The following is a 12,793-nucleotide window of genomic DNA, read 5'->3' as shown; positions in this document are numbered from 1 at the left end:
GAAGTTCCGAACGTCTGGTTTCAGCGCAACGGGAAGCGGTTGTCGGGTCCCAGACGGCCGCCCAGTCCCTCGTCTGCGCTGGCCCGGATGAAATGATAGCGCTCCATCCGGTTCAGGCGCCTGGCATAGCGATGCAGGATCGCGAAATAGAGCCGGCGATTCAGCGTGAACATCATTCGCCGGCTGCAGCGGAAGCGGCTTTCGAAATAGGCGAGGTTGCGCACCGAATAATAGGTTCGAAAGTCGCTGTCCGACAGCAGCGCGCCGATGAACCGGTTGCGGACATGCGATGTCTGCTGGAAAGATCCTTCGAGATCCTCGACCAGCGCGTCCGCCACCTGCACGATACGCCCGCCCCCGGCAGTGATCCGCCACGTCAGTTCGGTATCGTCGCCGTACATGAAGAAATCGCGTCGCGGCAGGCCGATGCGCTCGATGAGCGCGCGGTGGAGCAGCATACCCCCGAAATGGGTGACGCCAAGCTGTACGCGCCCCTGCAATGCCTGTTTCCGGCCGGGCAGGCGGTGCAGGACTTTCGAGACGAGATCGGCGACGTGGAATCCGCTGAAGCTGTTCCAGCGGGTCATCAACTGCTTGGCCGACACATGCCCCGCGAAATGTTCGGCGCGCATCGCGACCACGGCCAGCAGGTCACGCGGCGTCTGCATCGCCTCTTCGGCATGGGCGGCAAGCAGCGCAGCCAGGCAACCGGCATGGGGACGATTGTCGTCGTCCAGTATCCAGACGAACGACCGGTCGGTGCGCAGCGCCGCTTCGAACGCGGTGACGAACCCTGCCGCGCTGCCCATATTGGCCCCCATCGGCACGACGTCGATCCAGTCGCCGAACTGTGCGGCGAGATCGTCCGCGACCGGCCAGTGCGCGCCATTGTCCACCACGACGACCCGGCCGGCGCGCTCTTCGCGCAGGCGTTCCAGCACCGCCAGCAGCATCGTCCTGCGCGCGCCATAGGTCACGATCCCGACGACGACGTCATCGGCTGTTGGGCGGGCGGCATTGGCCGCACGGGCCGGGGGCGGTGTCATCGTCGAATTCCTCATCGCGCACCCAGCAGCAGCCGCGGTCGTTGCAGCATCGTGCCTGGCTTCATCTTCTGGGGCAGGGCGAAAGGATGACGGGCATCTTCAAACGCCATATAGGCCCACAACAACGGCATGACTTTGGAAGAAGTGAAAATGTCGATGAACATGCCGACCAACGCCATCATGATGAGCGAATAGCGGGCATTGCCCCGCGGTTCGAGCCGGCGGAACGCCACCCATATCCAGAACAGGAAGACGACCAGCCCGGCAAGCCCCGTCTCCCCCAGAATGCGCACGTAATAGCTGTCGAGCGCATTGCCCCATGCGCTGGGTCCCCAGCCAAAGACCGTCGCGACCGGATGGCTGAACGTGGTTTTGATAACGGTCGGCCATCGCACCGCGCGGATGCGGAAGCTCAGATCGCCCTTGGTGTCGACCATGTAGCGCTGGATCGTGTTTCCGGTCAGCAGACGTTCCCGGAAGAAACTCGGATCGTCGAGTACCGGCGCACGCTGCCACGATACGATAAAGGCGTTCGCCATGCGGCCGGGACCTTCCGACTGGCCGATGCGGGTATCCTGCAGCGAATTCATCAAGGGCTGGATCGCCAACGGATACAGCACGAACACCAGCATGCCAGCCACGACGGCGCGCAGCGGCCGCGACGAGAAATAGCTAACGACCATGCCGATCAGCGTGACGCGCGACTGGGTGAAAAACACCAGGATCAGAAGCGGCACCGCCGCAAAATAGCTGGCCACCGAATAGGCCAGCATGGCCAGCATGACCGACGTCTCGAACGGACCCGATGTGTTGATGGTCAGTCGTTCCGTCGCCCCGGTGAACTTGCCGATGACCGGAATCACGCCGGCAAGCTCCAGCGTTCCCCAAACGACGAATATGGCGCTGACTGTCAGGAACGACCGCCTCATCGTCTGCCACGAGATCTTGTAACAGGCTTCCAGAAGGATGAAATACCATGCGAGATATTGCAGCAGACGCGCCGAATACAAGATGCCGTTGAAACCGACGTCCTGAAAATTGACGACGACCGAAAAGAAATTCAGCGCAACGAATATCAGATATATCCGCACCGGATACGTTACCGACAACGGTCGCGCGCGCGGCAATGTGAAGAACACGACGATGGCGAGGGCGCTTACCAGGTCCTCTGGACGTACGGGGACGCTTTCGCCCAGCAGTGATACCTTGGGGGCGATGAGGTACACGAGGAAGAGAACGAAATAGAAGTTCACGGCAGATATGCCCTCATCGCTTCCGTGGTGTTCATAGCGGATCCATGCCCCGGCGATCCGACGCTATCATGGATTTGCGCGAAGACCCCGGCGCCTTGTTCGCTGCAATCCGCATACAGCCGGGCGACGTGCGCCCGGCATGCGGCCCGCCGGGCCTGCCAGTCGGTCGGTACTTCGCGGACGACCCCCTCAACCAAAGCCGCATCGTCCGACCGGTCGAGCGACAGCGTCAGACCGGGATCGCGAATACGATCGGGAATACACCCCGCCGACGTCGCAAAGACATCGACGCCGCGTGAATAGGCCTCGATCACGACCAGCGGCTCCGCCTCGTCGACCAGCGTCGTCGGCAGCACGAACAGGTCGATGTCACGAAAGAACCGTTCCTTTTCGGGCCCGGCGACTTCGCCGCGATATTCGAACGTGGCGGGATGACGCGCCTCGGCCGCGCGCATCGCTGCCAGGACCGCGGCATCGCTCGACGGACCTGCGATCACCAGACGAATGCCGGGTATGCGACGGGACAACTCGTCGAACAGTTCGATCAGGTACAACACGCCCTTTTGGGGCGTCAGTACCGATAAATGACCCAGCGTGGCTGGTCCATCGGCGCGCGGTAGGGGATTTGTCGGCACCGCAGGGGCAAACAGGACCGTGTTCGACATCGCCTGGGCACGCTCCGCATCGTCCTGCAGATACAGCGCGGCAAAACGATCGCGCATGGTGTCGGACAACAGGATGTGGCGCTGTCGGGGACCCGCGCAGGCTACCAGCAGGCGCATTAGCGCCATCGGGCCACAATTGATCGAACGGAACGAATGGTGATGGAACCAGATGGGCAGCCCGCGCATGCGCGCCGCGACAATGGCCGGCAGCAACAGCCATGCGCCCTGCTGCCCCGGGATCGAGACATAGACGGCATCGTCGCGTCGCGTTGACCATAGCAGCGCCTGAAAATTCGTTAGCGCACGTACGACCTTGGCGAACGCCGAACGCCCGAGCGACAGTCTACGCAACCGGATCGTCCCGGACAGCAGCACCCACATCGCCGCATTGCAATTCGCCTGTCCGTTCACCGGCGGTGGCAGCGACGCGACGAACCATAGCCGCCCGCCCCGCGCTGTGGCCGCCTCGGCCATGTCGGCGGGGTTTGACATCCAAAATCGCTCCCCGGCATGGTAATGAAAAACGGTCAGATTGCCAGTGATGACATCTTGTGCGAGAGGCAGCCCAATAACGACGGAACACGTTAAGGAAAAGACGAAATGACGCAAGCGGGCGCCCGTGGCGACGCTGTCGCCGCCAGTGGGTTGCTGTTGATCGCCCTGTTGCTTGGCGGCGGTAATTGGCTTTTCCCCCTGTACCGGCTTGTCGTTGAAATAGCGGCAGTTCTTGTCTTTGCCTGGTTTTGCATGCGGTCATGGCGACTGCCGCAAAATCTGTCGACTTGGGTAGCAGGCGGGCTGTTCGTGCTCGCGATGCTGTTGCTGCTGGTTCAACTGGTGCCGCTATCGCCATCGCTATGGCATAGCCTTCCCGGGCGCGGACTGGCATTGGCGGTCTACACTGCGGTCGGCGCCCCCGATCGCGCGGCACCGATCAGCCTCGATCCCTCGGCCACGCGCGACACGATCGCCTTCTTCCTCGTGCCCATCGCCGCCTTCGTCGTGGCGCTGCGGGTCGGGCGCATGGGACAGCACCGGTTGTTGAAGGTCGCTGCCGCCTTCTGCCTGCTCAACGCCTTGCTGGTAATCGTTCAGTTCCAAGGCTTTGCGTGGCTTACCCCCTATAGCTCCTATGGCCGGCCCGGCACCGGGCTGTTCGCCAACAAGAACCATTGCGCGCTCTTCCTCGTGGCAACGATGCCCACCGTCGTCTGGGCGATCATGGAAACGCAACGACGGATGACGGAAACGAGCCGGCGGTGGGCTGCGGTCGCCGTCACCGGATTTCTGTCGCTGACCGTCTTCGGTTGCCTGTCGCGCGCGGGCCTCGCCCTGTTGCCGATCGGGGTCGCGGTTTCTGCGCTCGTCATCGCGCCGCCTACCCTGCGCGGGCGGCAGGCCGCCCTTGCCCTGGGCGGCTTTGCCGTGATTGCGCTGCTGCTCGTCGTGGTTTTGCCGCGCACGGCAGTCGTGGCGCAGGCGCTGGCTCGTTTCGATGCGCAATCCGACCTGCGCTATCAATTCTGGCCGGTCGTCGTGGAAGGAATAAAGACCTATTTCCCGATCGGATCGGGCTTCGGCACCTTCCGGCCGGTCTTCGCCGCGCTCGAACCATTGTCGATCGTGAAGCCGACCTTCGTCAACAACGCGCACTCGGACTATCTCGAGATCGCACTGGAAGGCGGCGCAGCGGGTATCGCGCTGATCCTTGGGTTCATCGCCTGGTTCATCGCGACCGCGATCGCCCGGCTATGGGCATGCCGTCGTGGCGACACCGGCTTCACGCCGATCGTCATCGCGGTCGCGGGGATCGCCGAACTGCTGCTCCATTCGGTCGTCGACTATCCGCTACGCACCCTGGCGCTGGCAGCGATAGCCGCAATCTACTGTGCAATATTGGCCATGACCCCAACCGCGCTGGATTTACAGAAGCTCAATTGCTATCGCGGCCTAAACCGTCGTCGGACGCGCACCGGTACGGACCGGACGGCGCGGCCGGGTTTCTGAGAGAGTTTCGGTAGCAGTATGACGAAGGCAGTTGCAGGCGTTCTCTTGGGTATGTCGGTCTGTCTGACCGGATGCGTAACCCCTGAGCGGTTCGATCTCCCCCAGGGGCAGCAGGCGTATCAGGTCATTCCTCCCGAGCGGAACGAAGCGACCCAGCCCCCCTATCGGATCAATCCGCTCGACAGCCTGACGATATTGGTGTTCCGCGAACCCGATCTGTCGGTCCAGGCCGCGCCGGTGGAGGCGAGCGGCGGCATGGTGCTGCCGCTGGTCGGCAAGGTGCAAGCGGTCGGTCGCACGCCCGCCGAACTGGCAGCCGTCATCGAAACCCAGTTGCAACAGAACGGCCTGCGACATCCGCGGGTATCGGTCATCGTGGCGGAGACGAAATCGCAGAACGTCGTCGTCGACGGCGCGGTGCAGCAGGCGGGTGTCTACCAGTTGCTTGGAACCACCACCCTGTTGCAGAGCATCGCAATGGCCAAGGGGGCCAGTCGGGTGGCGCAGCTCGATCGCGTGGCCATCTTCCGCACGATCAACGGCCAGCGCAACGGCGCCCTGTTCGATGTCGCCGCAATCCGCGCCGGTCGGGCACCGGACCCCTATATCCAGAGCGGGGACTATGTGATCGTCGGTTCGTCGTCGACCAAATCGCGCTATTACGAAATCCTGAGCGTGCTGCCGGCATTCGCGATCTTCGTCCCGCTGTTGGTGAATTGATCCCCTTGCCCCTGCACCTCGCAACATCACAGAGATCTTCATGAACAGCGCCATCCCGAACGATCCGCGCGAGTCCGGTCAGGGGTTCGTCGACAACGGACTGCCACCTGCCGACACGGTGTCGACGCATGCGCCGGCCCGGCACATCATCAATGTGCGGTCGGTCCTGTCGACGCTGTACCGCAATCGGTATCTGATGATCGGTTCGCTGGTCGTCTGCATCCTGCTGGGGGTGGTTGCCACTTTCCTGAGCACGCCGATCTACAAGGCGACCGCGCAGCTTCAGATCGACATGCAGGAAGCCAAGATCATCGAGGGCGGCGATGTCAATTCGCCGAGCGCGTCGCAGGACAACGAACGCTATTTGCAGACCCAGGTCGATATTCTCCAGAGCCGCTCGCTCGCTCGCACGGTCGCGACCCAGCTCGGCCTGTTCCGCGATCCCAACTTCCTGGCGACGATGCACCTGAAGCCCGCCGAAGCCCCGCAAGGTGCCTTCAACCTCCAGCAGACGCAGCGCGAACAGGTACTGAACGCCCTGGCCAGCAACCTTCAGATCAAGTTGCCGGTCGATTCCAGCGCGGTGAATGTTTCGTTCTCCAGCCCGGATCGGGCACTGTCCGCCAAGGTCGCTAACAGCTTCGCCGACAATTTCATCACCAGCAACCTGCGACGCAAGTTCGACACCAGCGCCTATGCCCGTGAATTCCTCGAAAACCAGTTGCGGCAGACGCGGCAGCGGCTCGAGGAATCCGAACGGGCACTGATCGACTATGCCCGTTCGGCACGGCTGATCGACGCCAGCTCGGGCCAGTCCGGTGCCCAGTCCGGTCCGAGCTCGCTTACGACGGCCAGCCTCGTCCAGCTCAACCAGAATCTGTCGCAGGCAATCGCCGACCGCGTGAAGGCCGAGCAGCGCTGGCGCGAGACTTCCGCTACCCCGCTGATGAACCTCTCGATCGTCCAGCAGAACCCGGCAATCTCGTCGCTGGTCCAGCAGCGCGCCCAGTTGCGTGCCACGTACCAGCAGAATAATCAGCGGTACGACGCGAACTATCCCGGTCAGCAGGAACTGCAGGCCCAGATCAATACGCTCGGCGCGCAGATCACGCGCATCGCGACCGAGCTGCGCGACGCCATCCGTCAGGAATATGTCGTTGCGCAGCGACAGGAAGCGGCACTTCAGGAACAGTTGGCGGGCTATAAGACCACGACACTGGCCGAACAGGATCGTGGCGTGCGCTACAATATCCTGCGGCGCGAGGTCGACACCAACCGTACGCTGTATGACGGCCTGCTCCAGCGCTACAAGGAAATCAGCGCTGCCGCCGGGATCGCCGCCAACAACATCTCGATCATCGATCGTGCCGACCCGCCGATCGGCGCGGTATCGCCCAAGCCGCTGCTCAACCTCGCGCTTGCGATCGTTGCCGGCCTGCTGGTCGGAGCCGGTCTCGTGTTCCTGCGCGAAAACTTCAACGATCTGATCCGTTCGACCCACGACTCCGAACGCATGCTCGGCGTGTCGACGATCGGGGTGATCCCGAAGTTGAAGGAGAACACCGACGCGGTGGTGGAAATGGCGAACCGCAAGTCGTTCATGTCCGAAGCCTATGCCGCGTTGCGCACCAAATTGCTGCTATCGACCCCGACCGGGGCACCGCGCAGCATGGTGTTCACCAGCAGCGGCCCGGGCGAAGGCAAGTCCACCAGCGCGCTGGCGACCGCCAACAGTTTCGCGCAGATCGGTCGAAATGTGCTGTTGATCGATGCCGACATGCGTCGCCCGTCGCAGCACAAGCGTTTCGACATTGAAAACGTGCGGGGCCTTTCGACGCTGCTAACCGGCCAGGACACGCTGGAGAGCATCGTTCGCGGCACCAACCAGCCCGGGCTCGACATCATCACCGCCGGACCGGTCCCGCTCAATCCGGCCGAACTGATCGCCGGTGTGGGAATGAAGGCGCTGATCGAGCGCTGCGAACAGATTTACGACATCATCATCGTCGATTCGCCACCGGTCCTCGGTCTCGCGGATGCTCCGACGCTGGTTTCAAACGTCGACAGCACCATCTTCGTGGTCGAAGCCAACCGCGTCCACGGCCGTCAGGCCAAGGATGCACTCGATCGCCTGGTATCGGGCAACACCCGCGTGCTCGGCGTCCTGCTGACCAAGTTCGATGCCAAGTCGATCGGATATTATTCCAAGGACTATGGCTATCTGTACAATTACGGCGAACGTCCTGCGTAAGCGTTGAATGATGGATCACGAACAGACCGTGGCAGGCAAATCGCCGTCGTCACTTGTGCGCATTGCGATTGTCGTCGTCTCGGCCGGGCTATTGCTCTGGTTCGTTGGGGTGCAGGGACTGGCCGCCGTCGCAGCGCGGGGCGGTAACCCCGCGCTGGCGGCAATGTTCGATCCGGACCGTCACCCCGGTGCGGCCTATCAATTGGCGATGGTCCTGCTGGCGGCCAAGCAGCCCGACCAGTCGGCGGGACTGAGCCGGCCGGCGGTACTGGCCGCCCCCATGAATGTACGCAGCGTGCGACTGCTCGGCCAGGCACTCGAAACGCGGGACGAGGCAGCGGCTGCCCGCGTGATGCGCGCCGCCGAAAAGTTGAGCTGGCGCGACACGCCGACCAGCATGTGGGTGCTGCGTGATGCGGCACTGGCCAACGACCTCCCTCGCGCGATCAACCAGATCGATGCGCTGGCACGGCGTCAGATTCAGCCCGATCTGATCCAGCAACTGTTTCAGGCCAGCCTTGACGACGACCGCTCCCGCCGCGCCTTTGCCGCCACCCTCGGCGGCAATCCGCCATGGCGGAGCCGCTTCTTCGCCAGCATGCGGACCAGCCTGCCGCCGCAGGCACATGGCCGGATGGCGGCGATGCTCGACTTGCTCGGCAAAACGAAATCGCCCCCGTCACCGCTAGAACGGATGACGTTCATCGACCGCATGGTCGATGTCGGCGATGGAACCGGCGCACGCGCCTATTGGATGCGGACGTTCGGTATCGCGCCGGCGGACGGCACGCGGACACCCTATGATCCGGCATTCCGTGCCGTTGCGACCCGCTCGAAGAACGCACCGGTCAGCCCGTTCGAATGGAAGGTCGGAATCGACGCTGACCCGTTCGTCGCCTTTCAGCGCGGGGCCGGAGGACCACTTCTGGCGATCGATCCCGTCGCGGATGGCAGCATCACGTTGCTGACGCAGACATTGCTCCTAACGCCCGGCACCCATCGTATCGAGACGGATATGGTTCGCAATCCGGTGCAAAAGGCTCCCGCCGGTTGGCAGGTATCCTGCGTTCCTTCAGGAGGATTGCTGGTGCGTGGTTTCGCGAAGCCGGGCGACGAACTGTCCGGCGTATCGGTCACTATCCCGGCAACCGGATGCAGCGTCCAGACGCTCTCGCTGGTATCGACCGACCGGATCGGCACCCAACCCATCCTTATCCGGTCGGTATCGATCCGCTAAGGTGGCCCGTCAGGCTGGGCGATCCTCGACCAGCCTGACGTCTTGCAGGACTGTTCCGGCCCGTCAGCGGCCGGGCTGGCGCCGCCAATAGAAAGGCTGCATCGACAGGCGCTGTTTCCAGCGATTGGACAGCCTGGCTTCGTTGCTGCCCATCTTGTACCCGCCATATTTGGCGAAGGTCCGCACGATCGCCGAGGGCAATTGCGCCGGATCATGCCGTAGCAGATAAGTCAGTTCGGACCGGATGAAGCGCAGGCCCTCTCCTTCCGCCGTACCGAAGGTATCGATCAGCCAGCGGTTGCGGCCATGGAATACCCCGACGTCGAAATAGCGGCGGAATTCCTCCGCGATCGTATAGCCATGGCTGTGCGACACCTCGGCATCGCCCCGATACGCGATACGCCAGCCCTCGATCAGCATCCGCCCAGCGACCAACTGGTCCTCGGCGAAAAAGGCATCGAGCGGAAATCCGCCGACCGCCGCCAGGGCAGAGGTGCGATACGCCGCGAACGAATCCGAACAGAACACCGTCTTGACCCCGGAGTGGGCACGGTCTTCCAATCCCCGCGTTTCCGATTGCGGCGGATAGTTGACCAGACGCGCATGGCGCTCGATCCCGCGCGCGACCGTTCGCGGCAACTGCCGGCCATAGGCCATGCCGACCGCCGGATCGGTAAAGGCATCGACCAGACGCGCGATCGTGTCCGACCCTTGTGGAATGGCATCCTGGGTCAGCATCACGACGATGTCCGCCTCCGGTCGCAGTTCGACTGCCATCTGGCGCGTGCCACCATGGTTGAAAACGCGACGCTCGATCCCGACCACCGTTGCCCCGAACTCCCGAAACGCATCGCAAGTGCCGTCGGTGGATTCGGAATCGATGATGAGAAACTGCTCGTGCCTCAGCCCCTGTCGCGCCAGCGCAGGCAACAGGTCCGCCAGATGCGGCGCCGCATTCAGTACCGGGATAACGACCGATATCCGTGCGGGATCGATCGTCCAGCGGGGCATGAGTCCGTCTTCGGAGGGTGTCACGGTCGGGACGAGTAGTTCAGAAGGCATTGTCATGCCGGATAACGTAGATCGTCCGAAACAAAATCCACAAATCCTTGCTCATCGACCAATCGCGTAGATATTCCAGATCCGACGCCAATCGATTGGTCAGATCCTCGGTGAGGACCGTGGCGCCGCGAAACCCCCGAACCTGCGCCAGCCCGGTCACACCGGGCTTGACGGCATGACGATGGCGATACCGCGCATCGATTTCCCAATAAAGCTGTTCGGCAGCGCGTGCGGACAAAGCGTGCGGACGCGGCCCCACCATGCTCATGTCACCAAGGAATACGTTGATTAGCTGAGGCAGTTCATCGATGCTGTTGCGACGGATGAACTGGCCCATTCGGGTGACCCTGCTATCCGATCGCGTCGTCAGGACACTGGCGGTCGCATCGCTCTGGTCATGATACATACTGCGGAACTTCAGCATCATGAACAAGGTGTTGTCACGCCCGATCCGCTGCTGACGGAACAGGATCGGTCCAGGTGACTCCAAGCGTATGGCGATCGCGATGCCGATCAGCAACGGCAACAGGATGAACAGCACGATCGCCGAGACGATGATGTCGAACATCCGCTTCATGATGCGGTCGCGCAGATGCAGCGGTCCCGCCGATACAACCATCGTCCGATTGTTCTGGTAGCGGCTGACCCCGATGATACCGATACGATCCACGTCAGGCGTCAGGATTTCACCATCCACCGCCATGCATTTGAGGACATGGGCCCAAGCGATCACCTGTTCGTCGGGACAGGCGATCACGACCCGGTCGGCGTGCGCGACCATCTTGGCCAGACGATGAAACTCCAGCGGATCTTCGGTCCGTGGATCGAAAGCAATTCTGGCAGCGTCGATGACCAGGTCCTGCGGATCCGTTTGCCATTCGATGTCGTCGACGACGACGACGGTACTGAACGGCGCGCCGCCCAGACTTTGCAGAATGATATGCCCCAGAACCAACCTGAAGGTTACCAGCAATCCGATCGCCGCGAGCAGTCCGGTCCAGAAAATCCAGCGGGAAAAGGCCGCGCCCACTTTGAAGGAATAGGCGATGATGAGCATTACCGCAGCGGCGCCGATGATCGCACGAATGGCCTTGAATGCACCGATCCGCGGATCGCGTAGCACGACGGCATTGTAGGAGCCGTTGATCGCCGCTGCCCAGAAATATATCATCAGCAAGACACTGAACATCGTCGTGCCGTGCATGGACGACCATGTGCCGATATAGAACAGATTCGCGAATAGAAAGCCCAGGCCGATCGCGATCATGTCCGTCAGGGCAAGGACAATATAACAGCGAAACCGCCGCGTCTCCATATTGCTGATCGAAACGGTCGAACCGGTATCGGAACCAGATATCCCGTTGGACATAGAACCGGTCTTTCGGTCATCATAGTGATTGTCGGGAGTATTCATCTAATTCGTTCCACAGGTCCGATAGTACGACACGGCTGATTACCGCTTATGGCATATGCCCAGGGCAGCCTGGATATACCGAAGGTTCCTAGAGCGTGTCGGTTACACTGACGCAACAATCTCTCATATGAACAAAACCTGTTTTCGCCGATGCAAATATATCACCAGTGCTCATGGCCGGGGATGCCCCATGGTTTCGAGAAGGCCAAGGATGTCATCGCGCGCGTAAATATCCGGCCGTCGATGCAGGAGTGATTTCTTTAAAAACGGAAACCCGGTTTCCAGCAACGAGATCGCGCAGAAGAACGATGGGTCCACTCCTGTCGAGGCATCCGCGAACCATTTCACCCCAACGGACATATGCTGACTGGCGATGCGCGCCAGTCTGGTTTCCTGTTGAAAAACAACGTCTTTATATCGATCATACGTATATTTTTCGGGCAGGACCGGACGCAATGCCCGCTCCAATGCCGCATCGACGCTTTTGATGATGAAGGCATAGGACTGAATATGATTTTCGATCAGTGCCTGTCCCGTGTAGCCGGTGAAATCCCAGCGCGCGGTCGCGAACTCGTCGTCGATGTCGGTGAACGGTCCGAGGACGGAGTCATTCAGAACGAACAGGTCGCACCCCGGGCTATGTTCGACGATCTCTCGAAGTCCAAGCGCATAGGCGGAAAAATCGAACCCGCTCAATCCTTTGGATGCGACGGCATCAGCATAGTCGTAAATCGCTGCCGGAATTTTTTCTCCGGACGGCAAGGCACAGACCACGAACAGCCCGGCATCGGACTGGGCCAGTCTTTCCAGCGTATAGCGATGTGCCGTCGTCAGCGCGGCATCGGGCAGATAGACGAAGTAGACGATCCATCGGGCGCGTTGCGACGGGGATTTGAGGACCTGGTGCTGGGGCGGAGGCCGCCGACCGGCCAATGTTGCCTTGAGCCGGTGGGCGAACGCTCCGTACCAAGGAGTCGAGGGCACGAACGTCCAGTCGCGCATCAGCACGGTATGCGGCTGAATTTTTTCCGTGACACTGACGTTCAGGATCGAAAGCATTAGTGACAGACATCCTGTCGTGGAGGGGCGGGAGGATTGGCCCGCCATAGCCCAACCCGCAACATGATGATATCCACGT

At 61.7% G+C, this 12,793-nt stretch carries 10 protein-coding genes; 4 read left to right on the top strand and 6 right to left on the bottom strand.

Going from position 1 to position 12,793, the window contains the following annotated elements; genetic code table 11:
- Positions 1-20: 20 nt before the first annotated feature.
- The 3 genes from LRA89_RS17390 to LRA89_RS17380 are packed head-to-tail and all read right to left on the bottom strand — an operon-like array spanning position 21 to position 3,573.
- Positions 21-1,046 (bottom strand): glycosyltransferase, encoded by a 1,026-nt coding sequence (locus tag LRA89_RS17390; RefSeq protein ID WP_230772232.1) that lies wholly within the window; start codon positions 1,044-1,046, stop codon positions 21-23.
- A gap of 11 nt (positions 1,047-1,057) precedes the next feature.
- Entirely contained in the window at positions 1,058-2,299 is a 1,242-nt protein-coding gene (locus LRA89_RS17385; protein ID WP_230772231.1) for a hypothetical protein, read from the bottom strand.
- The gene (locus LRA89_RS17380; protein WP_230772230.1) at positions 2,296-3,573 is read right to left on the bottom strand and encodes a glycosyltransferase family 4 protein; all 1,278 of its coding nucleotides are present in this window, start codon (positions 3,571-3,573) and stop codon (positions 2,296-2,298) included. The genes LRA89_RS17385 and LRA89_RS17380 overlap by 4 nt, the downstream gene beginning before the upstream one ends.
- A gap of 42 nt (positions 3,574-3,615) precedes the next feature.
- Between LRA89_RS17380 and LRA89_RS17375 the strand changes: the two genes are divergently transcribed.
- The 4 genes from LRA89_RS17375 (at position 3,616) to LRA89_RS17360 (ending at position 9,179) form a co-directional block, all read left to right on the top strand.
- Positions 3,616-4,971, top strand: coding sequence for an O-antigen ligase family protein (locus tag LRA89_RS17375; protein WP_230772229.1), 1,356 nt, complete (start codon positions 3,616-3,618; stop codon positions 4,969-4,971).
- A gap of 18 nt (positions 4,972-4,989) precedes the next feature.
- On the top strand, positions 4,990-5,691 hold the full coding sequence (locus tag LRA89_RS17370; protein ID WP_230772228.1) for a polysaccharide biosynthesis/export family protein: 702 nt from the start codon (positions 4,990-4,992) through the stop codon (positions 5,689-5,691).
- A 40-nt stretch (positions 5,692-5,731) separates the two neighbouring features.
- A complete protein-coding gene (locus LRA89_RS17365) occupies positions 5,732-7,942 on the top strand; it encodes a GumC family protein (protein ID WP_230772227.1) in 2,211 nt (736 codons plus the stop codon).
- Between the two features lie 91 nt (positions 7,943-8,033).
- Positions 8,034-9,179: a hypothetical protein gene (locus LRA89_RS17360; protein ID WP_230772226.1), complete on the top strand. Its 1,146-nt coding sequence runs from the start codon at positions 8,034-8,036 to the stop codon at positions 9,177-9,179.
- 63 nt (positions 9,180-9,242) lie between these two features.
- Here LRA89_RS17360 and LRA89_RS17355 read toward each other — a convergent pair whose 3' ends face one another.
- The 3 genes from LRA89_RS17355 to LRA89_RS17345 form a co-directional block, all read right to left on the bottom strand.
- Positions 9,243-10,190 carry a glycosyltransferase family 2 protein gene (locus LRA89_RS17355; RefSeq protein ID WP_230772225.1) on the bottom strand — a complete coding sequence of 316 codons (948 nt, stop codon included), beginning with the start codon at positions 10,188-10,190 and terminating at the stop codon, positions 9,243-9,245.
- Between the two features lie 40 nt (positions 10,191-10,230).
- Positions 10,231-11,655 (bottom strand): sugar transferase, encoded by a 1,425-nt coding sequence (locus LRA89_RS17350; protein ID WP_230772224.1) that lies wholly within the window; start codon positions 11,653-11,655, stop codon positions 10,231-10,233.
- 171 nt (positions 11,656-11,826) lie between these two features.
- Positions 11,827-12,714, bottom strand: coding sequence for a rhamnan synthesis F family protein (locus LRA89_RS17345; protein WP_230772222.1), 888 nt, complete (start codon positions 12,712-12,714; stop codon positions 11,827-11,829).
- Positions 12,715-12,793 lie beyond the last annotated feature (79 nt).

Origin of the sequence: Sphingomonas sp. Leaf4 (genome assembly GCF_920939515.1) — a bacterium.
GTDB lineage: Bacteria > Pseudomonadota > Alphaproteobacteria > Sphingomonadales > Sphingomonadaceae > Sphingomonas.
Note: the sequence above shows the minus strand (reverse complement) of the source record. Positions and strands in the feature narration are given on the sequence as shown.

Bases quoted from the DNA above. Each gene is read 5' to 3' on its own strand.
- LRA89_RS17390 (WP_230772232.1), bottom strand. From the start codon at position 1,046: ATGACACCGCCCCCGGCCCGTGCGGCCAATGCCGCCCGCCCAACAGCC.
- LRA89_RS17370 (WP_230772228.1), top strand. From the start codon at position 4,990: ATGACGAAGGCAGTTGCAGGCGTTCTCTTGGGTATGTCGGTCTGTCTG.
- LRA89_RS17365 (WP_230772227.1), top strand. From the start codon at position 5,732: ATGAACAGCGCCATCCCGAACGATCCGCGCGAGTCCGGTCAGGGGTTC.
- LRA89_RS17355 (WP_230772225.1), bottom strand. From the start codon at position 10,190: ATGCCCCGCTGGACGATCGATCCCGCACGGATATCGGTCGTTATCCCG.
- LRA89_RS17350 (WP_230772224.1), bottom strand. From the start codon at position 11,655: ATGAATACTCCCGACAATCACTATGATGACCGAAAGACCGGTTCTATG.
- LRA89_RS17345 (WP_230772222.1), bottom strand. From the start codon at position 12,714: ATGCTTTCGATCCTGAACGTCAGTGTCACGGAAAAAATTCAGCCGCAT.